Below are 21025 nucleotides of genomic sequence, written 5' to 3' on the forward strand. Positions count from 1 at the left end.
AAAGGAGCATTTCCGAACGGTGGAAGGGCACGGATCACCGAAGTTCGAAGGCGGCCAGGACGATAGCAGCTCGCAGATAAGGCTACCTAATACTACTCTTGCCCAAGCGGCCTCGTCGCCGTTCTCACGCCGCCCGTCCGGCTCATAGCTTCAGCCGACCTGACGGGGCTTTCCGGCTCCGGAGAGGTCGCAACCGCGCTGCTTACGAAGCGGCTCTGCACCGGTTTGCGTGTCAATTCGACCACAGCAGCATCGGGACTGCCCGGCTGAGCAATCATATCGGTGGTGACGAGATTGGTCATTCGCAATTCATCTCGAGACAGTTCATGCAGATCTTCCCACGGTGGCACGTTCAGCGACAGCGACAACAGATCGCCCGCGCCGCCCATATCGAAGGTGTATTTGGCGAGCCGCCCGATATCGCGTTCCACGGTCACCAGATCATCTGCGCTGTAGGTCGCGGCCTTGGCGTTATTGGCGCGGTCGCCGAGCCAGATCTGATGCACCCGGACATGGGCAGTCTCGGGTACGTAACGCGTCTTGCCCGACAGCAGCAGGAACACGCACATCGATTCGCAATAGGCGACGGGCGCCATATTGGAAGGAGCATTCTGGGCGGTGTGGGTCTGGACGCTGATGCCGACGGTGGTCAGTGCCCCAAGCTCGCGGAAGCGCCGTCCAAGCGCGATCGCAGCGTTGACCGAACCGCCGCTGGAATCCAGCACGATGGTCGCGCCGCCGAGCTGTCGCCCACGGGCGAACTCATCAAAATCTTTAGGACTGTCGGCAGTCACGATCCCGGCCGCGCTGACCCAACCTCGGCAATTCGGCTGGCAATCGACCCAAGTGAACTTCATCGGCAATTTGCGTTCTTCGAGGACGACGCCGGCATGCACCGAATTGCTCAAGACAGCCATCAATGCGATGCAAAGGCCGGCGACCACAAGCAGCATCCATCCTCGGGTTTCCGCCCAACGAGCCCGATTTGAGGCTCGATCGGAGATGCGGATGCGCACTGAGGGTTTGGCCCTCGAGATTGTCGCCAGGCTGACCAAGAGGGACACGGCAAGCAGGTACGCTGGTATCACGAACATGATTGCGTTGCCTCGACCGTTATCGGATGTGGTCGGCCGAGCTGCGGCGTTTTACGAACACCGGCGACAGCTGATGGTAGCCGGCCAACGGCATGACTTCAGAACCGGCGCCTTGCCTGGGTTGATGCCTGGCCCGCCATTTTGGCCCTGGGCCGCGCATGTAATGCAGTTCGGGCCGGTAGCTGTCGCGCACGTCCATGATCAGGTTGTGAAAGACGCTGGCGAAGTTGCCTGCTGATTCAGCTGTTTTGCGAGCAAAGCCAAACAGTGCGCTTGTATCTATGATTCTCATCACCGAGCTCCTGAGTCGTCTATCGGTGCCAGGCGAGCCGTGATGCAACAGTGAACGATTGTCGGCCTTGCCTCACCGCAACGATCATGGCCGAGAAACCGGCGGAATTCTTTGCATCGCATGCTGTCATGTTGTCATTTCTTGCTGGCCAAAGGTAACCAACGCAGCTGGGATAGGGCTAAGCGATGTCTCTCGTCTTGACGGTGATGGCGGCCATCTCGCCCAGTTTGTCCCCTACCCGACTCCTCAAGCGGCGAGGTCGGACAAGTCCGTCTCTGGATGCTTGACGTTTTCGTTCTGGGCTTCGACGGCCTTGACGGAATTTTCAAACGCCTTCTCCAAAACGCCGCGGCCGATGGTCCCGAGCACGAAACCGAGCAGCCGCCCCATCAGGTTCTTGCCGTCACGTACGACAACCACGTCGATCTCGGTGGTGCCGTCGGGTTGACGTCTGAAGGTGTAGATGTGGCCCGACGCGCCATCCCACACATTGGAGTCGGCCGTCGTGAGCACGATGCGATTTGGATCGGACCAGTCGTAATGCAGGCGCTCCCAGATCCCACCCGAGCCTTCCGTGACATCGGCCTGCGAGACGCCCCGACGATGTACCTTGAGATACGCATCGTCGCTGTTGGCAAACAGCTTCGAGCGACCAGGCCCGAAATCGGTGAGCGCGGCGACGTACTGCTCCGGCGTCGCTGTGGTCGTCCGCTGAAGGTGGATGGTGGACATGTGAAACTTCCTCTTCCATTCGCACAATGCACGGCCCCGCCCGCATTCGCCGGCGTGACCGCTTGCACTATGCTTGCTCGAGCTTGGTAATCGTTGTCTCGGGCACGCCGGCAAAGTTGTTACCCAACAGATAACGCGGACTGGATTGCACCCATCTGGTGAGGTCTATCTCTTCGAACTTGCCGTTGTCCCAGGTCTGCACGATCTCAAGATCGTCATCGCCGATGTTCTTGATCGCGTGGCCAAAGCCCTGCGGAATGTAGGCAACATCTCCCGGATTGAACTCGGCGACCTTGCCGCGGCCGCCGGAACCGAAAAGCGCCACTTGCGCTTTGCCTCGCAGATAATAGTGCCATTCGTTGGCGTTCACATTCCAATGCAGCTTCTTCATGGCGCCTGGCTTGATGACCATCACGCCCCCCGACGTGGTTTTCGACACGGGCCACTCATCGACGGTGGCGAGTCGGAACGTGCCGCCATCGAAGTCGCGCACCGCCCGATTATCGTGCAGCAGGCTGAACTTGTGTGTGGAGTCTCTAGGCCAGGGCGCATCGAGAGCTTCCGAGGCGGGCAGCACCGGCCCCGCCTGAATGTAAGTCTCGCCCTTCGGGAAGGCGTCGAATACGTCCTTCGACACGCCGAAATTTAGTGCGAGCAGGTCCTTGGGCGTCACGTCGATCCAGTCCGTGATCGAGAATGTGCCGTGCTCGGAAAAGGCACCGTTATCGAACGACAGGATGAAATGACACGGCTTGTCGCCAATGGTCTGGATCGAGTGACCGTGGCCCTTCGGGAAATACCAGAGGTCGCCTGGGCCATAGTTGTTTATCTCGCTCGCTCCTGACGGATCGAGAACCACGGTTTGGCAGCGGCCGTCGATGACGAACGCCCATTCGGCTGCAATGGCGTGCCAGTGCAGCTCGCGCGACGCACCCGGCTCGAGAAACATGTGCACGCCGGCAATCCCCTTGCTGATAGAGAACTGGTGGACGGTGGCCTCTTTCGCCCAGCCGCCCGAAGTCACCTTCGGGACGCTGCCGTCGAGCGAGAAGCGGAAATCGGGGAGAGCCGCTACGTCCTTGGGATCGTGGTAAGCGACTTTATCGCCCGGAGGCAATTCGATCGCGTGTCGTCCAAAACCCCCGTCTCCCGGCTTGAACTGTGAAGGCCCGGCTTTCGCATTCCCAAGTGAGGATGCCGTCAAGAGACCTCCGGCACTGGCCGCCAGAATGTGACGACGTGAAATGGTGTTCATGGTAATCTCCTGTCTCACTTTTCCTTCTGAGACTGCTACTGCTGCATGGTCATCCATGGATTGGCAGCCGCACGAGTCGTTCAGTTCGAGGCCGTGTTCGGTTTGCGAACAAGCACGCTGTCACCTTCCCGGCTGATCTCGATCACGCCCGATGGCTGCGGTGTCGAGAGAAGCAGGCGCTGACCAGGTGTGAGAAGAGATACGACGCGGAACGGTGTTCCTGTCTCGCCTTGCGCCAGCGTGGTAACCACGCGAAATCCATCAGGCTCGACAGTGTAGTAGGCCACCCCCGATATCGCGCCGAGGTCGATGCTCTTGGCCTCGATTGGACGCAGCCCTTCTGCCTGGGCGGCCGTGACGGAGGCGATACCGAATGCGGCGGCGAGAAGCATGTTGCGGATTGACATGACGATTTCTCCTGATGGTTGACGATCGAGCACGGCGAAGTCTTCGATCACGACAACGGTTCGCCGCCCCGATGAATCCAGGTTCCGTTGATGACGATCGGTGTGCTGTCGGGCTGCCCGTTGACCGGACCGGCCGGCGGGAAGACGCTGTCGTAGATCGCGCGGGCTTCTCGTATCAGGCGGAGCCGCTCGCGCTCGGCCTTCGGGATAAATTGGATGACTTCACCCATATTCGCCTCCAGTTGGTAACGCCGTTTCCGGCAGGTCATGACTGGGAGGTGGGGCGAAAGGCCCGGGTCAACAGGCCGGGAAACCGGGAGTTATCCTTCCGGATTTTGGAAGCTCGACAGCGGAGTGAGCACCGGCTCGGTTTACTCCGCGAAAACTCGCTTCAGCCGCGGTGCTGCAAAGTCCAGGAACGCTCTGACCTTGATCGGCAGAAACCGGTTGGCGGTATAGACCAGATTGACCGGCATTGACGGCGGCTGGAATTCATCCAGCACGGTTGTCAAGGCTCCCGCTTCCGGACCAACCTCGAGTTGGTAAGCAAAGACGATGGAAATTCCCACGCCAGAGCGGGCTGCCGTACAAGCCGCTTCCGCGCTGCCCACGGTGAGCCGCGTATGCACCGGCGCCGCTATGGTCGCCTTGCCTCTGACGAATGTCCAAGCGTCGGGTGGCGAAAAGCCAGGATAGCTGATGCAATCATGCCCGGCCAAATCTTCCGGCGTGCGCGGCGTTCCGCGAGCCGCAAGATAGGCGGGACTGGCGCACACCACCCGGCGCGTCCTGCCGAGCCGTAGTGCGACCAGGCTTGAGTCCGGCAACTCGCCGATGCGCACCGCGACATCGATTTGCTCCTGGGCAAGGCTAAGCTTCTGATCGGTCGGGATCATCCTGACCTTGATATCCGGATAGGTCTTGAGGAAGTCCGCGATGATCGGCATCAGAATGATGCGCCCAAGGCCCAATGGGGTGGTTACGGCCAGCTCGCCTGTCGGTGTGGTATACTCGCCGGACGCCGTACGCTCCGCTTCGAGCACATCTGTGAGGATGCGCTTACAAGCCGCAACGTAGGACGTGCCTGCATCCGTCAGCACCAGCTGCCGGCTCGATCGGTTGAAGAGCTTCGTCCGCAGGTGAGCCTCGAGCTCGGATACGTTGCGACTGACTGTTGTGAGTGGCGTTTTCAGTTGCCTCGCCGCTGCGGACAAGCTGCCCTGCTCGACCACGGTCAGAAAGGTCGACATCGCTTCCAGGCGGTCCATCGGATCCCTTCCATAATTCGGGAGGATACCTTCCAATTTTGCCATATCGCCCCGGACTCCGGAAGACGGCATCGCCTGGGGTGGTCCGGATGGCCATTCGAGCGAGCCTTCCGCTGCCTGGAAGGACCCTTTCCACCTATGGCCCTTTTTGAGCCGGGCTCTCCAATCGATGTCTTTGGACGATGACGCGAGAAGCGCCGTCCTCAACACAGGAGAGTTCAATGACAAGGCATCTCGAATCCTATCGGTACGAAATCCAGTACAGCGACGACGCCGACTTCGTCACGTATCAGCGTAAGTCGAGCGACGGCGTTTGGCAGACGGTGTCGGCGTGGATGATCCCAAATTCGGCGGAGTACTGAGTATTGACGACCATTGCCGCGGCCGGTGGGCGGCGCTGCCTAGTGTGAGACTCGCAAACACTAACAGCCTCTAACAACCGATAACGAGCAAATTGCGCCGCCTGTGCCAAGTTAGCCTCGCAACAATGATGAATGCGATCCTGGAGCGCCACATGGAGATGCAATCAGAGCAGCCGGCCGCCGCAGGCCGCTATGAGCAGTGGCCGCACCGTGGCATTTGGGATCGGGACTGTCCAGGCCAGCTGCTGCTGTCTTCGACGGATCGGGGCTGGTCCGGCCTGTCGGCCGAATTGTGCACTGTTAGAAGAGGGGTTGGCCCGTGGAGGACCCCACAATCTGATATCCGGATTTGCGTCGCCACCCGGAGCAATCAAGCGACTCTGACGCGGCGGGCGCCGGGCATCGAAAGTCAGATAGTCGCCGAGCGAGGTACGGTTTGGCTCTCTCCTCCCGGCTTGCAGGAAGGTGAGATCGATTTCGCTGAGGATCTGCCGGAATTCCTGCACATCTATCTTCCGCTAAGCCAGTTCTCGTCGAGCAATCTCGACAACAAGACCGGCGAATCGGTAATCCACGCCCTAAACTACGAAACGGGTTTCGAAGATCCGCTGCTGGCCGAGATCGGATTTGCCATCGCCTCCGAGCTAAAGATTGAAACTTCCGCGGGCAGTGTGTTCGTCGAATCCCTCGCATCCAGTCTGGCGGCGAGGTTGCTGCAAAAGCGAGCCAGCGCATCGCGCACTCAGCTTTTTCCTCGTCGCGCTCGCCATGGGCTCGATCAGCGCAGACTCTTTCGTGTGCTGGACTACATCGATGCGAATCTGGAAAGTGACCTCAGCCTCGAAGGCATGGCAACGATCGCGTGCCTGAGCAAATACCATTTTGCGCGAGCCTTCCGACAAGCCGTCGGAGACTCTCCCCATCGCTACGTCAGTGCCAAGCGCCTGGAGCGGGCGAAAGCCCTGTTGATACGTGGCGATCGGCCCTTGGTGGACATCGCGTTGACGCTCAACTTTTCCAGCCAAGCCAATTTCACGCGAGCCTTCAAGCAGGTGACCGGGCAGGCGCCAGGTCAATATCGTCAGACGGCGGGATCCCAAGCATCCAAATCCTCTCTGACAGACGTCAGGCGTTCGCTTTCGATTTTTGCCTGAGCCTGCCTATCGTTTGCGAGCCAGCCGGCAGCAACAAATGACAAGACGAGAGCACGCGCTGCAAAGCCCCGCGTGCCATCATCCGACTATCTTCGCGGGCCTAGTCATTCACTGAAAGGCCGCTCGACGTGCCGATACGTCAATACTTCGTGTGGGTGGGAGGCGCCCTCCTCGTGTTGCTGTTTGCGGCCGACTGGCTGCTCCCAGCGCCTCCTGCCTATTCGCATTCCGCGGTCGCTCCGAGCGAACGAGCCAACCTGCGCATCACTTCGGATCAAAAATGGCCGGAGCGGGTGGTGTTCGACACCACTCACGCGCCCGTAACACACATTGCTGAGTCTGGCCTCGCGTCGGACCTCGTCCCCGAAGTCCTTTCCCAGACCTCGCGGCGCAGCCCACACGATGCGTTCGCTGCGGTGGAAGAAGTTGCGGCCGCTGCTCCGACAGCAAGAAATGAAAATGCATCGGCAATCCGTGCAAAGCCGCAGCAGACCAGAACGCGTATGACGAATGCAGCCAAGATCCACTGATCGAGACCCGACATGAAAGACGCTCTGTGCCTCGCCGTGTTCGCTGGCAAAATCCTGTGCCTCGTGATGTTCGTCGCGTTTCTGAAACCGGACGTCATCGGCGTCATGCAGACGTCGGCGACTCCAGCCGACTGCGGAACGAAACGCCCGATACCGCTGCAATGCGTTTCGAACGTATTTGCAACGGCGTCGCTGGCTGACGCGAGGTCATGCATCGCACATAGAAACTCCGTCCACTGCTGACGCAACGGTTGGCCGACTCCGTGACCCAAGCTGCCTCATTTCGGGACCGACATGCCGCCATCCTCTTCGCGCTGCGGACCTTTGCTGCGGCGATGCTGGCGTTTTCGATCGCGCTGCTGCTGGACATGCCGCGTCCCTATTGGGCCATGGCGTCAGTCTACATCACCTCGAACCTGTTCACGGGCGCAACTACCTCCAAGGCCGTCTACCGCATTCTGGGCACACTGATCGGCGCGGCGGGGACCATCGTGCTGGTTCCGAACCTCGTCAATGCGCCGGAGCTGCTCAGCCTCTGCATCGCGCTGTGGGTCGGCATCTGCCTGTATCTGTCGCTGATCGACGGCACGCCGCGCAGCTATGTCTTCATGCTGGCCGGCTACACCGTCGCGCTGCTCGGATTTCCCATCGTCTCGACGCCACAGTCGGCGTTCGACATCGTGGTTTCCCGCGTGCAGGAGATCATGCTCGGAATCGTCTGCGCGAGCGTTGTCGCGATGCTCGTGCTGCCACGCGGCGTGGCCTCCGCTGTCACCGCGCAAACCGACGCATGGCTGGCCGGCGCGCGCCGGCTCGCCGCAGACGTCCTGACGGGTCGCGGCAGCGATCAGCAGCGTGATAGCGAACGCATACGTCTTGCCGCTGCGGCCTCCGAAATCGACCAGCTGGGGCGTCATCTCGGCTTTGAGGCGACCACGTCCACAAATATCGGGCGAGGGCTGCAATTGCTCCGGCAGCACATGCTGTCGCTGCTGCCGCTGCTCGGATCGATCGAGGATCGCAAGCTGCCTCTCGGTCCGCATGACGAGGCGGCTGCGCGCATTTCCTCTATGTGCGCAAGGATAGCGGCATGGCTTGAAGCGGGAGGCCGCGATGGACAGGAAGCCGATGCGTTGCGCGCAGCGCTCGATAAAGCACGACCCGTGCTGAGCGCGGACGCCGGCTGGATCGAGATCGCGATCTCTGGCCTCATTGTACGGCTGCGCAACCTCGTCGATGTCATGCAGGATTGCCAGCTTCTGCGCGAGGCCATCTCCGAGGGGCGCAATCCCGAATCGCTTCATCTCGTCTTCTTTCATGGCGCCACGGCTGTTGCCGTCCCGCATCGCGACTACTGGTCTGCGCTCCTGGCGGCCGGGTCCGTAGCCCTTGCGGTGCTGTGCTGCAGTTGCTTCTCCATCGCGACCGGCTGGTCGGACGGAGTTGCCGCACCGCTTTTCGCAGCTGTCGTCGGCAGCTTTCTGGCGGGCGCGGACGATCCGCTGCCGGCGTTCCGCAATTTCTACGGACTATTCCTCGTCGTAATCGCGGTCCATGGCATCTACCTGTTTGGCGTGCTGCCGCGGATTACGACTCTCGAGGTGCTCATCGCCGCATTGATGCCTCCCTTCGTGCTGTTCGGCTGGATGACCGCGCGGCCCGCGACCGCGCGTATCGGTGCCATACTTGCCATCTACCTCTCGGTCCAACTCGCGTTGACCGAGACCTATTCGGCTGATTTTATCACCTATGCCAACTCCAGCGTTGCGCTGATGCTAGGTGTGGCGCTGACCGGCGTGACCTGCGGCATCGTTCGCATGGCCGGAGCCGATTGGATCGCAAAGCGATTGCTCCAAAGCAATTGGACCACGCTTGCATCAGTCGCCGAGCGCGCCTCGGATAAAGATCCCTTTGCGCTTGCCAGCCTCATGCAGCATCGCCTCGCCCTGCTTGCTACGCGTATCGCCGTCGTCCCCGCCGACGCAAGGAGCGGCGCCGCCAACCTTCGGCAGCTTCGGACAGCGCTCAACATACTCGGCGTGAGGCGATCGAGCCTGGGGCTGTCACGCAGCGCAAGAGCGGCAACCGAAGCGTTCTTCGCTCGTCTTGCCCCGATTTGCCGGACCCACACTGCGGGAGCGCTCCCCGATGAACTGGTAGGCCAGCTCGACGGCACCATCGCATTGGCGTTGCAGGAACCCAGGAGCGAAGCCCGCGATCACGTGCTGGTCGGTCTCACCGGCGTTCGTTCCGGGCTCTTCCCGGAGTCGCCGACCTATCAACCGCAGCAAATCGAAACTGGGACGATAGCCGCATGAAATATCAACTTGACCTTTTTGGCGTGCTCGTTCCGACGCTCCTGCTCTGGAGTGTGGTTGCCTACGCGCTTGAGCGCTTCATCAGCAAGCAGATCGCGCGTAACGGCCTCTATCGATGGATCTGGCATCCCGCACTGTTCGATTTCGCGCTTTTCATCTGCCTGCTCACCGGCCTCGTCTTAGGCTCAGCGGAGTTACTCACATGACAGCACCCGTCTCCCTCAAAAAGGCTCTATGGCGCGGGTTCAGGATGAAGTGCCCGAACTGCGGACAAGGCCACCTGTTCGGCGCCTTTCTCAAGGTGGTCGACAATTGCGAGGTTTGCGGTGAAGATTACACGCCGCAACGTGCCGACGACCTTCCGGCCTATCTCGTGATCGCGATCGTCGGCCATCTGGTCGTGCCGGGACTTCTTGCCGTCGAGATGGCCTATTCGCCTCCGGCGTGGCTTCAACTGCTGATCTGGCTCCCCGTCACCGGGCTTTCGGCTCTCTTTCTCCTGCAGCCCGTAAAGGGGACCATTGTTGGCCTGCAATGGCAGACCGGCATGCACGGCTTCGAGGCTGGCCGACAGCGCCGGGTCAATCAAGATCGCGTTGCAACGACGCCTGTACCGAACCTCATCTCCAAGGAGTTGGCGCCATGAAAGCCGTTCTCAACCCGCTACGTCGCTTCGCGCTGACCGGTACCGTTGTTTTGGTCGCAGTTTGGGCCGGTTACAAGCTGTGGGATTACTACTTTGATGCGCCCTGGACCCGTGACGGACACGTACGGGCCGACGTCGTGCCCGTGGCTCCCGATGTTTCCGGCTTTGTGAGCGAGGTTCTGGTTCGGGACAATCAGCAAGTCCAAAAGGGCGACGTGCTCTTCCGGATCGACCGGGCGCGCTATGAGATCGCGCTCAAGCAGGCAGAGGCGGTACAGGAAGGCAAGCGCGCAACGCTCGACAACGCCAATGCCGATCTGAAGCGCTACAGTGCGCTCACACCCGGCGTCGTGGTTTCTACGCAGCGGATGGATCAAGTCGTCGCGATTCAAGGCTCGGCCCAGGCGGCCTACGACCAGGCCGTCGCGGATGTTGCCCTTGCAAAGCTCAACATGGAACGCAGCGAGGTGCGGGCCTCGGTCAGCGGCATTGTCACCAACAACGAGCTGCGTCCGGGCGCCTATCTCACTCCCGGAAAGGGCGTGATGGCGCTGCTCGATAGTGACACGCTGCACGTGCAGGGCTACTTCGAAGAAACCAAGCTGCAGCGCATCCATGTCGGCGATCCCGTCAACGTGCGTCTGATGGGAAGCAGCCGTGCGTTGCTGGGCAAGGTCGAGAGCGTTGCAGCCGGCATCGAAGATCGCGATCGCAGCAACGGTTCCAGCCTTCTCGCCAACGTCAATCCGACCTTCAACTGGGTGCGGCTCGCCCAACGCGTCCCGGTCCGGATCGCGCTCGACCGTGCCGACGAGCGCAACGAACTCGTCGCCGGAGCTACTGCGACCGTCGAAGTCCTTGGGTCGGCTCCGCAGGGCGACATCGCTAAAGCTGGCAACCGACAAACCGCCTCACGCTAGTATGACTCAAAGAGCGACCAGTGGCATGTCCAGAGCATTGCAACATCGCCCCACGCTGGCGAGCAACACGAACCTTTCCCGGACGGTGCCGGTGTTTGTCCTCGGCCAGGGAGGCGTGTGCCGCTTTGTCTCAGGAAGCCGACCTCCCCGAGCGCGAGGATGGACTTGAATATCCTGATAGCATTTCTGGCCCTGGCGAGCGCAGGCGTTTTTGCGGCCCACACCATCGATGCGCTCCGCGCCTGAGCCACCAAGGGATGAGACGAATTGGCTTGGCCCGAGCAGTGAGCCTTGCCGGTCGTCCAGCCCAACTCCAATAACCGCCGCATCCGCGATCGAATGATCGACATTCATGCCGATAAAATCGCGCCTGTCCTCTTCTCCGGCACATGATAAGCTGCGTCCCCGGGACTGGAATCGTCTCCGACAGAGCGCGAAGCCAACGATGGCGAAAGGGCCGAAAAAATCCGCTTTTCCCCTGCAGAAGGAGCGCGACCGTATCCCGCGATCCAGGCTACCATCCTTGCTGGGACGCGAAGCAGAAATCGATCTCATCGATCAACTGCTTGACCGGATCGATCAGGGTGGGGCTACTCTCGTTATTAGCGGAGCAGCCGGAATTGGCAAATCGGCGCTGCTCGAGGAAGCCAAAGATCGAGCGCGGGAGCGCGGCATCGCCGTGCTCGGCATGACGGGCGTTCTCGCCGAAGCGCATCTGGCTTTCGCCGGGCTTCAGCAGGCGCTGCATCCGCTCATGAAGCAGGCAAAGTCTTTACCTGCTCATCAACGGTCTGCCTTTCTCAGCGCCTTTGGCATGGGCGGCGCGACCACCGAAGCACCGGATATTTGGCTGGTCGCACTTGCGACCCTGGCACTCCTGACAGAAGGCCCAGATCACAAACCAATCCTGCTGGCAGTTGACGATGCGCAATGGCTTGATGAACCGACGCGCCAGGTCTTGTCTTTTGTTTCCCGTCGGCTGAGTTCTGACCCCGTCGTTCTGCTGCTGGCTTTGCGCGAGGGTTTCGAGCTTCCATTTGGCGACGCCAACACCTTGCGACACGCTGTTCCGGCTCTCAGCGAAGCCGACGCGACCCGCTTGCTCGAGATGCAGGCGCCCGGCCTTTCCGAAAATCTGCGCAACCGGTTTTTGAGAGAAGCCGCCGGAAATCCCCTGGCGTTGGTGGAGCTACCGCGCAGCTCGCGTTCGGAGGATGATCGCGAGGCGGCATGGCTGCCGTTGACGGAGCGGCTTGAACGCACCTTCTCCAGCCGTCTGTCCGACCTTCCCGAGGTCACACGCATGCTGCTGTATATTGCGGCCGAGAACGACGGAAGCTCTCTCTACGAGATCATGCGTGCCGGCGAGGTGCTGCTGGCTCGGACCATTGATTTTTCAGCCTTTGAGCCTGCGGTCTTGGGCAAGCTCATCGAGCTCGATGCAACAGAGGCGCGGTTTCGACATCCTCTCGTGCGATCCGCGATCCACCAGGCCGCCGACATGGCCGTGCGTCAAAAGGTTCACGCCGCACTCGCCGGGGTCATCGAGGATCGGGATCGCAAGCTTTGGCATCGTGCAGCCGCGGCAATGGGTCCTGACGATGAATTGGCTGGCGAACTGGATCAGATGGCGCATCGAGCGCAGCGCAGAGGGGCCGGCAGCACCGTTGTCGAAGTCCTGCAAATTGCAGCAAAGCTGAGCAAGACGGTCGAGGCCAGGCGAGAGCGTTTCTTGCAGGCCGCCGAAATTGTGACGGACCTCGGGCGGCCGAAGTTGCTCGAGCATCTATTGCGAGAGGCTGCGGTTGATCCGTCGGACGAGTTAGGTACAGCGCGGGTCGGGTGGTGTCGGGAAATGAGCCAGTTCCTGACAATCAATGATCCCGGCAGGATCTCCGCGTTGGTCAAATTTGCCGACCAGGCACATGCGGGCGGAGCAAAGGACCTTGCAAGCAATCTTCTCTGGCGCGCAGCGCAACGCTGCTGGTGGAGTAACGCGAGTAGCGACCTGTGCTCAGACGTCCTCTCTGCGACTAGACGGCTCAAGCTCCTCGAGCTCGACCCAAGGGGCATAGCGATATCAGCCTATGCCGAGCCACTTCGCCGAGGTGGCGAGGTGTACGCAAAGCTGAAGGCGCTGTCCGAAAGGAGGAGCAACGATCCGCATGTCGCACGCATCCTTGGCAGCACTGCGAATGTTGTCGGCGCATTCGATCTTGGTGTGAGTTTTCTGGCCGATTCCACCGCGGAGCTGCGTAAGCAAGCTCGAATTGGCAACCTGTCGCGCGCACTTTTCGCCCAGGCATGGGCCGAAATGGAAGTCGGCGACTGGATTGGCGCGATGAGAGAGGCGGAGGAAGCGATCCGTTTTGCGGAAGAGATCGGATCCATCGTGTGGAAGGCAGCGGCTGCCATCGTGAAGGCGAAGGTTGCCGGCATGCAAGGCAATCTGGAGCGGTCTGAAGAATATGCGAGTGAAGCGGAACGCCTCGTTTTGCCCAGTCGAGCGAGCTTCCTGCTCGCGATGCTGCAACTGGCGCGAGGGATAACAGCCATCAGCGCGGGCCGGCATTCAGAGGCATTCGCGCATCTGCAGCGCCTGTTCGCGCCTGCCGATCCAGCCTTCAACGCGGGTCTGCAATTCTTTGCGCTGGCCGACTTCGTCGAGGCGGCTGTTCATTCGGATCGAGTGCAGGACGCGCGCAGCGTGATCGACGAGATAGAGCGCGTATCTGGCCCAAGACCGGTGCCATGGGTCCAAACGATGCTATCCTATGGCAAGGCGTTGGTCGCGACGAATGAGGATGCCGAACGGTTCTTCCTGGAAGGTCTTGGGCCAGCAGCCAAGAATTGGCCCTTCCTGCGCGGGCGCCTCTCGCTCGGTTATGGCGCCTGGCTGCGTCGGCAGCGGCGCTCCGCCGATGCACGAGCTCCGCTGCGCCAGGCACGTGATGTTTTTGACGCCCTTGGCGCCGCGCCCTGGAGTGATCGCGCGCGGGAAGAATTGCGAGCAGCAGGCGAGGCAAGCCTTCGCCGGACCGCGCAAGTCTGGGAGGACCTGACCCCGCAGGAGCTGCACATCGCCCAGCTAGCGGCGAAAGGACATTCGAACAAGGTCATCGGGGCGAGGCTCTATCTGTCTCATCGGACCGTCGGCTACCACCTGCAGCGGGTCTTTTCGAAGATCGGAATCACCTCCCGATCGGGCCTGTCTGCCATCCTCTCCACAGCCGGTACCTCGGCACCTTAATCCCATCAGTCACCGGACTGGTCATTTGACGGATGCCGCGCACGCCGCCCGGCCGCCTATTTTCGCGAGGTGCAATCCCGCGAGAACTGGCAGGAGGCCGCCTTGGAAACCGAAAGCAGAGTACCGGTAGCCCTTGCCACGAGGCTCCTTCAACCGGGGACCATGGAGCCAGCTGGCCATTCGAACGGCCTGTCAGCCAAGGGAAGGCTCGACCGACGCCGCCTGTTTCGAGTCCTCGACTACATCGATGGGCATCTGGAATGCGACCTCACCCTGGATGAGATGGCCTCGGTCGCCTGCCTCAGCCGGTTTCACTTCGCGCGAGCATTCAAGCAAGCCGTCGGGCAATCGCCTCACCGCTATGTCATTGCGCGGCGGCTTGAGCGCGCGGAAGTCTTGTTGACCGAAGGCGAAACGGCATTGGTCGAAATCGCGCTGTCTCTCCGATTCTCGAGCCAGGCAAACTTCAGTCGCGCATTCAGGCAGTCGACCGGTATGGCACCCGGCCAATATCGTCGCGAAGTGACAGTGGCGCGCGACATCAATGCGCTGCGCTCGAGGCGCGGTTTCAGCGAATCCGCCCTAGCGTCCATCGAGCCCGGGACAGCCTATTCGGCCAACATGTCGCCGCTTGCACATCCGAGCGACGAAGAACCGAGACGGACAGCAGCCACCCGCGCTGGCGCTGACCGCCGGCGGCTCGCGAGCGTCGGATAGGGAGACGAGCCATGGAACTGACCGCCACCACGATCCTGGTCGCCTTTGCCGGCGTCTTCTTGATCTGCTTCATGAAGGGGGCATTCGGCGGCGGCTTTGCCATTGTCGGCATTCCCATGCTGTCGCTGGTGATGGACCCCGTGACCGCCGGTGGCCTGCTGGCGCCCTTGTTCATCGCCATGGACCTGTATGCGCTGCGCTACTGGAAGCCCTCGACCTGGTCGAAGCCGGACCTCAAAATGCTGTTGCCGGGTCTCATGGCGGGAATTGGGCTCGGCTATGCACTGTTTCGTGTGCTCGACCATCGGGCCGTCGCAATCGTGATGGCCGTGGTCACCCTGATCTTCGTCGTGCTGTGGTTCTTCGGCGGCCCCGAGGTGACGATCCAGCCGCGTTCAACGCGGAAAGCCGTCGCTGCCGGCCTCAGCTCCGGAATCGCCTCAATGGTCGCACATTCGGGGGGACCGCCGCTTACGATGTATCTGCTCCCGCTTGGGCTCGCCAAGGACGTCTATGCGGGAACGGCGAGCATGTTCTTCACCGTCGGCAATGCGCTCAAGGCAGTGCCATGGTTGTTGCTGGTGAGGCCGGGCCACAACGTGTGGATCGTGATGGCGACGTGCCTGCTCGCCGTTCCCGCCGGCGTGTGGGCAGGCTGGCAGCTTCACGGCAGGCTCGACCAGCGCCAGATCTATCGGGCCTGCTACGGATTGCTCGTCATCACTGCGCTGAAGCTATTGTGGGACGGCGTGCACGGCTATCTGGGCTAGGCGACGACGAAAGCAGACAGATTGGCAGTAGGAGACGGCTTATGGCTATGATCGAGTGGTTTGACGACCTTGCCATTGGGATGCAATTCAGAACCGGTGAAGCCCAGATCACCGCTCCAGAAATCAAGCGTTTCGCGGCAGAATTCGACCCACAACCAATGCATTTGGACGAAGATTCAGCTGCCAAAACGTTCTTTAAAGGTCTTGCGGCATAGGGATGGCACACAGCTGCAATTGCAATGAGGCTGCTGGTTGAAAGCCGCCCGTTCGGTGATCATCCAATTATCGGAATTGGAGGCGGAGTGAGCTGGATGGCGCCAGTGCGCCCCGGCGACGTCCTGCACCTGGAGGGCGAAATCGAAAGCCTCGCTCCCTCGAAGACCAAACCGCAAGGCACCGTGGGCATGAAGTGGACGATGTACAACCAGCATGGCCAGGCAGTTTATGCGTTCACTCCGATGACCATCGTTCCGCGTCGCCCGGACGCATGAACCTTCATTCGAAGCGGACTAAAAACCGAGTCAAGATCTGGAAGTCGGGATCAGCCCTGCTTCACGTCCACTCCGCTCCTGAAAGCAGACGTGGATGGACCGAGCCATCATGTTGACCATCACTGGAGCCAGCAGCAGCTGCCGTTTTGGCTGTTACGCTGCGTTACGCCACCGCCACCATAGAAACGAAGAAGCGCGAAATCGTTTACCCGTCGAGCTCCGAACCAGCCGCAGTACTACATTTGGTACGACATGACCGATCGAGCTGCGGCTTAAGTAATGATTGCGCTTCACTTTTCCCGATGTCCCGGTCCAGTCCATCACGGGCCAGTTCAGCTAACAACGGCAAGAACAGCGTGGCCAATCAAATTCGTGCCCGCTTTGCGCCAAAACCTGCCGGTGCTCGAAGCAAAGATTTGGCCCCGGCCCTTCTGTACGATCCAACGCGCTACGATGAAGACGCAATGGATTTTGAACTTCTACCGGCGTAAGCCAAGCTCACTACTTCGGTCAGAATCCCCAACGCGAAGGAGGCGAGAACAATTCGACAAGACCACGCTAAACTACGCGATGGCAGCAAGCCGCACTACTCCCACTCAATCATTTCAGGCGACGTTTCGTCGTTGATCTACAAGCACAAATCCTCAAGTTTGACGGACAATCCCGACGGTATACCCGCCGTATTTCTTCGGTCTTGAATTCACAAAATTATTTGCGCCCCTCTGAACACTGGCGATTCCGCTACCTATCGGAGTCAATCGACTGAATAGATCTGCATAATAGCGGAATCGCCACTGCTCGTACTGGCACGGCGTAGCTACATATACCGTCAGAGATCATGAAGGCGCTGGTTTGGTCGTCCGATGGTGCGGTTGCTCGACAGCAGTAGCCGTCGTCGCTGACTTTGAGTTATTCGCGCGGGTTATGATTGGAGAGGCTTGCGCCGGCAGCCCTATCCAGAGGCGCGTCAGGCGTCGGCGATCAATGAGGCGATCTCCTCGAGCGGACGCCGGCTGAACTCCTTCGCGAACTCGCCCATGATCCTGCCTCTCAGGTCGCTGTGGAAGTGCTTGCGCATCTCCCCCAGGGTCCTGGGGTCGGAGACAACGACCAGGTGTTTTATGGTCCCATCCAGGCTGAGCTTGTTCAGGAACGCGGCCGCAGCTGCCGCGAAGTCGTCCTTATCGCGCCGCCTGCCGTCGGAGTTGGCAGAGCCGGTGTGATGGCGCGCACCCGAGCCTGAGTGGGCGGGCGCAGGCTGAGCCGCCGTGATCTCGATCAAATGCACCCCGGGTTTTATACCCGTATTGCGGAATAGGCGGACCGTCTCGCCGTCAGCGACTGCTACTGTCGTACCGGTGGGTAGAATCATCGAAAAACCTCCTACACGATCCTGCGTAAATGCCGACTGGCTATGATACTTGCGTGCTCACGCACTGCGGCGCCTTCTCGACAAGCTCCTGACGCGAAGCTCCCCAGAGCAAGGCAGTCCCAACAACGGCCGAAAGAGTCGACGCAGCGAACACGGCGATCTTGGCGGCCGAGAAGTCGGGAACGCTTGGAAACGCCTGCCCGGCAATAAAAAGCGACATCGTGAAGCCGATGCCAGCGAGGGCTCCCGCCCCGGCCAATTGCCGCCACGTGTACTCTGCCGGCTTGACAGCTATGCCTGCCCGCACGGCAGCAGCAGCCGCGAGGAAGATGCCGAGCGGCTTTCCTATGGCGAGACCAGCGACGATCGCGGCCACGAGCCAGCCATGCCCAACAAAGATGCCCGGATCGCTCGCCACGCCCGCATTCGCCAGTGCGAAGATCGGGAGGACGGCGTAGCTTGACCGCGCGCCGGCGCGCCGCAGCAGCCGGTCGGCAGGCGATTCAATTCTGTCGTAGATTGCGTCGAGCGCGTGCAGTGCCGGGATGGAGGGGCCGTGCCTGAGGACCTCACCCTCATGTCGGGCCTCGGAGGCGATGATGGTGCTGGCCTGCGTCATCAGGGCAGCCAGGTTGGCGGGCGGGCGCGTGGGAACGAACAGCGCCAGCACCACGCCAGCCAGCGTCGCGTGGAGACCGCCCGCGTAGACGAATGCCCATAACGCGATGCCCAACAGGATGTAAGGCGAGAGAAGGTAGACTCTCCACCGGCTCAGCAACGCCAGCGCGACGACGACCGCGGCGGCGGCCGCCAGGTAGCCCGGATGAATTTCGCCGGAGTAGAACACTGCGACGACGAGGATCGCACCTATGTCGTCGACGATGGCCGCCGCAGTGAGAAAGATGCGCAGCCCGACGGGAACGCGGGCACCCATCAAGGCCATCAAGGCAATTGCGAACGCAGTGTCGGTCGCCATCGGAACGCCCCACCCGTGCGACCAGGGCCCCGCAGGGATGACGAGCGCATACAGAAGCGCAGGCACGACCATGCCGCCGAGCGCGGCGGCGATCGGAAGCGCGGCCGAGCGGCGGCTTGCGAGATGACCAACTGTCATCTCGCGCTTCACTTCCAATCCCACGACGAGGAAAAACCCCGTCAGCAGGCCGTCGTTGACCCAATGGAGGATGGGCATCTGAAAGGCTGCGCCGCCCAAGCTCCCGCCGAGCTCCTGGCGCCAGAGCCCCTCGAACGCTGGCCCGATCGGCGAGTTCGTCAAGACGATCGCCGCCACGGTCGCAAGGACCAGCAAAATGCCGGCGGAGGGACCCCAGGTCGCGAAGTCCAGGGCTGCCGTACGGACGCGGTGGCCGAGCGTACCAAGCATCGCGTCTACGAGAGAGCTCTCGTCCCAGGGTCCGTCGTAGCGCCGCCGGTTGATGTAGAAGGTCGGCGTAAATCTTACCCCGCTCGCGCGTGAGCTTGCGACGTCCGCCTCCACCCTCGCCCTCGCGCGCCGCACGGCGTCGCCGTCGCCGAGCGCGAAGTCGGCGTTCACGCCAAGATCGGCGGCCACCGCGACGAGGTCGTCCTCTGTGAGCTGCATCGACCTCGTCATCAGCTTTATGTGCGCAGACCAGAACGCCTCGGGCGTCCGGGCAAGCTCAACGAGCTCGGCGGCCCGAAACGAAAGGCCGTTGTCCATGAGCGGTCTGTGGCGGAAGGCGTAGCAGACGCGGTCGCCAAGTTGATCGCGTGCTTGGGCGATGCGCTCGTTGGCAGCTCTGCAGTGCGCGCACGCGTAGCTGCCATACTCGACGAGCGTAATCTCTGCATCGGGAGAGCCGAGCACGTGGTCCCGCTCTTGGTCGACCGGACGGTCGAGGTGGCCGGGCGGGATCATAAGCTGCATCACTGAACCGGTTTCCAGGTGTTCGCGAGGGCTACGAAGACCGCTCAGCCGTCGCTGGGTTGATGACGTGGAATACGCCGCCGTCCGGTGACAGCGTGTACGCAATCTCCGCACCAACGATGCCGCCGGAGAGCCCAGCAGCGTGCACGCGCCGAAGGAAGAGGCGCACCAGCGTGCCGCTACCCCGCTCGCTCTCGATACAGATCGCGCCGCCTCGTGCTTCGGCGAAGCGCTTGACCTGGAGGTCCCCGAGGCCGGTGCCGCTGCCCGCGACCTTTGTCGTAAAGTACGGGGTGAATGCCTTCGAGAGAACCTCGACGGGCATGCCCTCCCCATCGTCGGCGACGACGATCTCGATGAAGCGCTGGCTCGCGCCCGCGGAAGCTTCGACGTTCCGCGCCACGACGCTGATCGCACCGCCCCCTGGCATAGCATCGGCCGAGTTTCGGCAGAGGTTCAGCAGCGCAAAGTACAACTCCTCCGGGTCAGCGTCGAAGTCCCACAAATCTTCAGCGATATCGGTACGGACTGTGATGTCGGAACGCAACGCCTGGTCCAGCGAGCCCGCCAGCGTTGCGAGACGGCTGCCTGCAAGCCCGCCGATCGACCCGGGGTATGGTCGCGCAACGTCTAGGAACTGACGGCTGAGCAATGCTCCACGCGTGATCGCGTGCTGCATCCTGCTGATGATTGCCCTTCGGTATGTGGCGTCGCCCTGGCTCTCGAGCAGACGCAGGCCTCCGCCAATCACAGCGAGAAGGTTGTTGATATCGTGGACCACGAACTGTACCACGTCGCCGATCGCCCTCGTCATCTCCGGACTTCCGGAGGAGAACGCCGTGCGCATGTCGGGCTGTGGGGCGGTCCGACACAAAACGCCCGAGATCTCGCCGTCGGGCCCGACGAGCGGAATCTCCACGCGTCTGGCGATGAGACCGCTACCATCATCGCGGACACTCCGCACCCTCGCACTGAATGCGCGTTGCACTCCAAGCGCGACGCCGGCGCTGTCCGCGAGGACGACGACATCTTCCAGCGTAGAGTTCTCGACCACGCCGGCGAACGAAACATCGGGCGTCTCTTTGATCTGCATGTCGGACCTCTTTGTTTGCGATCGTTCAATAGAACGTCGACTTCGCCCCTACACAGGACGGGCGGCGACGGTGCGCACTTTGAGTCGATGACGGTCCAAAGGAAAATCACCTCTCGCCATGGAATCGATAGCCCACCATTATCGGAATAGCTGATGGACCGCGGCGCGCGCTTCGTGAGGTCTCAACCCGTCTTATGCTCAATGATCAGATTTCCCACACTCGCTTCAAGTGTCCATGCCTATCCGACCCAGCGCCGCTGTCCGAGGGCCTAAGCAGGAGCGGCCGGTCCCCGGGAGGGAAGGACCGGCCGCAGGCAGACCGCGGCGAAGTCGAACGGCGCGCGCCGAGCACTTGGGAGCTATCCGCCCCTCTGAGATAGATTGGTATCCGACAAGGAACGTCGGTGCGAGTGAAGCAGTCCGAATCTCAGCAAATCGTGCCTAA

The 21025-nt window shown here is 61.3% G+C and carries 20 protein-coding genes and 1 pseudogene; 11 read left to right on the forward strand and 10 right to left on the reverse strand.

Translation table 11 applies throughout. The features are described 5' to 3' along the window. Positions 1 to 92 precede the first annotated feature (92 nt). The 7 genes from ACZBJS_RS22035 to ACZBJS_RS22065 all read right to left on the reverse strand — a co-directional run bounded on the left by ACZBJS_RS22035 (position 93) and on the right by ACZBJS_RS22065 (position 5048). Entirely contained in the window at positions 93 to 953 is an 861-nt protein-coding gene (locus ACZBJS_RS22035; RefSeq protein WP_463439130.1) for a COG3904 family protein, read from the reverse strand. Positions 954 to 1113: 160 nt separating this feature from the next. Next, positions 1114 to 1386: a hypothetical protein gene (locus tag ACZBJS_RS22040; protein ID WP_316396255.1), complete on the reverse strand. Its 273-nt coding sequence runs from the start codon at positions 1384 to 1386 to the stop codon at positions 1114 to 1116. A gap of 246 nt (positions 1387 to 1632) precedes the next feature. Further along, entirely contained in the window at positions 1633 to 2118 is a 486-nt protein-coding gene (locus tag ACZBJS_RS22045; RefSeq protein ID WP_316396256.1) for a hypothetical protein, read from the reverse strand. A 67-nt stretch (positions 2119 to 2185) separates the two neighbouring features. Then, a complete protein-coding gene (locus tag ACZBJS_RS22050; RefSeq protein ID WP_463439131.1) occupies positions 2186 to 3373 on the reverse strand; it encodes a cupin domain-containing protein in 1188 nt (395 codons plus the stop codon). 80 nt (positions 3374 to 3453) lie between these two features. After that, entirely contained in the window at positions 3454 to 3831 is a 378-nt protein-coding gene (locus ACZBJS_RS22055) for a hypothetical protein (RefSeq protein ID WP_316396258.1), read from the reverse strand. Beyond that, positions 3828 to 4010, reverse strand: coding sequence for a hypothetical protein (locus tag ACZBJS_RS22060; protein ID WP_316396259.1), 183 nt, complete (start codon positions 4008 to 4010; stop codon positions 3828 to 3830). The genes ACZBJS_RS22055 and ACZBJS_RS22060 overlap by 4 nt, the downstream gene beginning before the upstream one ends. 141 nt (positions 4011 to 4151) lie before the next feature. After that, the gene (locus tag ACZBJS_RS22065) at positions 4152 to 5048 is read right to left on the reverse strand and encodes a LysR family transcriptional regulator (protein ID WP_316396260.1); all 897 of its coding nucleotides are present in this window, start codon (positions 5046 to 5048) and stop codon (positions 4152 to 4154) included. Between the two features lie 221 nt (positions 5049 to 5269). Between ACZBJS_RS22065 and ACZBJS_RS22070 the strand changes: the two genes are divergently transcribed. The 11 genes and pseudogenes from ACZBJS_RS22070 to ACZBJS_RS22120 all read left to right on the forward strand — a co-directional run bounded on the left by ACZBJS_RS22070 (position 5270) and on the right by ACZBJS_RS22120 (position 16206). Further along, on the forward strand, positions 5270 to 5410 hold the full coding sequence (locus ACZBJS_RS22070; RefSeq protein WP_316396261.1) for a hypothetical protein: 141 nt from the start codon (positions 5270 to 5272) through the stop codon (positions 5408 to 5410). A gap of 152 nt (positions 5411 to 5562) precedes the next feature. Further along, entirely contained in the window at positions 5563 to 6564 is a 1002-nt protein-coding gene (locus tag ACZBJS_RS22075) for a helix-turn-helix domain-containing protein (RefSeq protein WP_316396262.1), read from the forward strand. A gap of 173 nt (positions 6565 to 6737) precedes the next feature. Next, positions 6738 to 7094, forward strand: a complete 357-nt coding sequence (locus tag ACZBJS_RS22080; protein ID WP_463439132.1) for a hypothetical protein — start codon at positions 6738 to 6740, stop codon at positions 7092 to 7094. 251 nt (positions 7095 to 7345) lie between these two features. Next, the gene (locus tag ACZBJS_RS22085; protein WP_463439133.1) at positions 7346 to 9412 is read left to right on the forward strand and encodes an FUSC family protein; all 2067 of its coding nucleotides are present in this window, start codon (positions 7346 to 7348) and stop codon (positions 9410 to 9412) included. Continuing rightward, positions 9409 to 9618, forward strand: coding sequence for a DUF1656 domain-containing protein (locus ACZBJS_RS22090; RefSeq protein WP_316396265.1), 210 nt, complete (start codon positions 9409 to 9411; stop codon positions 9616 to 9618). The genes ACZBJS_RS22085 and ACZBJS_RS22090 overlap by 4 nt, the downstream gene beginning before the upstream one ends. Continuing rightward, on the forward strand, positions 9615 to 10058 hold the full coding sequence (locus ACZBJS_RS22095) for a DUF983 domain-containing protein (RefSeq protein ID WP_316396266.1): 444 nt from the start codon (positions 9615 to 9617) through the stop codon (positions 10056 to 10058). The genes ACZBJS_RS22090 and ACZBJS_RS22095 overlap by 4 nt, the downstream gene beginning before the upstream one ends. Beyond that, on the forward strand, positions 10055 to 10978 hold the full coding sequence (locus tag ACZBJS_RS22100; protein ID WP_316396267.1) for an efflux RND transporter periplasmic adaptor subunit: 924 nt from the start codon (positions 10055 to 10057) through the stop codon (positions 10976 to 10978). The genes ACZBJS_RS22095 and ACZBJS_RS22100 overlap by 4 nt, the downstream gene beginning before the upstream one ends. Positions 10979 to 11423: 445 nt before the next feature. Beyond that, positions 11424 to 14228 (forward strand): ATP-binding protein, encoded by a 2805-nt coding sequence (locus ACZBJS_RS22105; protein ID WP_463439134.1) that lies wholly within the window; start codon positions 11424 to 11426, stop codon positions 14226 to 14228. 102 nt (positions 14229 to 14330) lie between these two features. Then, positions 14331 to 14945 (forward strand): helix-turn-helix transcriptional regulator, encoded by a 615-nt coding sequence (locus tag ACZBJS_RS22110; RefSeq protein ID WP_316396269.1) that lies wholly within the window; start codon positions 14331 to 14333, stop codon positions 14943 to 14945. Between the two features lie 11 nt (positions 14946 to 14956). Next, a complete protein-coding gene (locus tag ACZBJS_RS22115) occupies positions 14957 to 15715 on the forward strand; it encodes a sulfite exporter TauE/SafE family protein (RefSeq protein WP_316396270.1) in 759 nt (252 codons plus the stop codon). Positions 15716 to 15756: 41 nt separating this feature from the next. Continuing rightward, positions 15757 to 16206 (forward strand): annotated as a pseudogene (locus tag ACZBJS_RS22120) (MaoC family dehydratase). 967 nt (positions 16207 to 17173) lie between these two features. Here the strand turns inward: ACZBJS_RS22120 and ACZBJS_RS22125 are convergent. From ACZBJS_RS22125 to ACZBJS_RS22135, 3 genes are read right to left on the reverse strand one after another with little or no spacing between them, the layout of a single operon-like run. Continuing rightward, positions 17174 to 17578: a baeRF12 domain-containing protein gene (locus tag ACZBJS_RS22125; RefSeq protein WP_463439135.1), complete on the reverse strand. Its 405-nt coding sequence runs from the start codon at positions 17576 to 17578 to the stop codon at positions 17174 to 17176. A gap of 40 nt (positions 17579 to 17618) precedes the next feature. Next, the gene (gene nhaA, locus ACZBJS_RS22130; protein ID WP_463439136.1) at positions 17619 to 19487 is read right to left on the reverse strand and encodes a Na+/H+ antiporter NhaA; all 1869 of its coding nucleotides are present in this window, start codon (positions 19485 to 19487) and stop codon (positions 17619 to 17621) included. Positions 19488 to 19518: 31 nt separating this feature from the next. Then, the gene (locus ACZBJS_RS22135; protein ID WP_463439137.1) at positions 19519 to 20580 is read right to left on the reverse strand and encodes an ATP-binding protein; all 1062 of its coding nucleotides are present in this window, start codon (positions 20578 to 20580) and stop codon (positions 19519 to 19521) included. Between the last annotated feature and the right edge of the window lie 445 nt (positions 20581 to 21025).

The organism is Bradyrhizobium sp. KZN70725, assembly GCF_055264925.1.

Bases quoted from the DNA above. Each gene is read 5' to 3' on its own strand.
- ACZBJS_RS22035 (WP_463439130.1), bottom strand. From the start codon at position 953: ATGCTGCTTGTGGTCGCCGGCCTTTGCATCGCATTGATGGCTGTCTTG.
- ACZBJS_RS22040 (WP_316396255.1), bottom strand. From the start codon at position 1,386: ATGAGAATCATAGATACAAGCGCACTGTTTGGCTTTGCTCGCAAAACA.
- ACZBJS_RS22045 (WP_316396256.1), bottom strand. From the start codon at position 2,118: ATGTCCACCATCCACCTTCAGCGGACGACCACAGCGACGCCGGAGCAG.
- ACZBJS_RS22050 (WP_463439131.1), bottom strand. From the start codon at position 3,373: ATGAACACCATTTCACGTCGTCACATTCTGGCGGCCAGTGCCGGAGGT.
- ACZBJS_RS22060 (WP_316396259.1), bottom strand. From the start codon at position 4,010: ATGGGTGAAGTCATCCAATTTATCCCGAAGGCCGAGCGCGAGCGGCTC.
- ACZBJS_RS22065 (WP_316396260.1), bottom strand. From the start codon at position 5,048: ATGGACCGCCTGGAAGCGATGTCGACCTTTCTGACCGTGGTCGAGCAG.
- ACZBJS_RS22070 (WP_316396261.1), top strand. From the start codon at position 5,270: ATGACAAGGCATCTCGAATCCTATCGGTACGAAATCCAGTACAGCGAC.
- ACZBJS_RS22075 (WP_316396262.1), top strand. From the start codon at position 5,563: ATGGAGATGCAATCAGAGCAGCCGGCCGCCGCAGGCCGCTATGAGCAG.
- ACZBJS_RS22090 (WP_316396265.1), top strand. From the start codon at position 9,409: ATGAAATATCAACTTGACCTTTTTGGCGTGCTCGTTCCGACGCTCCTG.
- ACZBJS_RS22095 (WP_316396266.1), top strand. From the start codon at position 9,615: ATGACAGCACCCGTCTCCCTCAAAAAGGCTCTATGGCGCGGGTTCAGG.
- ACZBJS_RS22100 (WP_316396267.1), top strand. From the start codon at position 10,055: ATGAAAGCCGTTCTCAACCCGCTACGTCGCTTCGCGCTGACCGGTACC.
- ACZBJS_RS22105 (WP_463439134.1), top strand. From the start codon at position 11,424: ATGGCGAAAGGGCCGAAAAAATCCGCTTTTCCCCTGCAGAAGGAGCGC.
- ACZBJS_RS22115 (WP_316396270.1), top strand. From the start codon at position 14,957: ATGGAACTGACCGCCACCACGATCCTGGTCGCCTTTGCCGGCGTCTTC.
- ACZBJS_RS22125 (WP_463439135.1), bottom strand. From the start codon at position 17,578: ATGATTCTACCCACCGGTACGACAGTAGCAGTCGCTGACGGCGAGACG.
- nhaA (WP_463439136.1), bottom strand. From the start codon at position 19,487: ATGCAGCTTATGATCCCGCCCGGCCACCTCGACCGTCCGGTCGACCAA.
- ACZBJS_RS22135 (WP_463439137.1), bottom strand. From the start codon at position 20,580: ATGCAGATCAAAGAGACGCCCGATGTTTCGTTCGCCGGCGTGGTCGAG.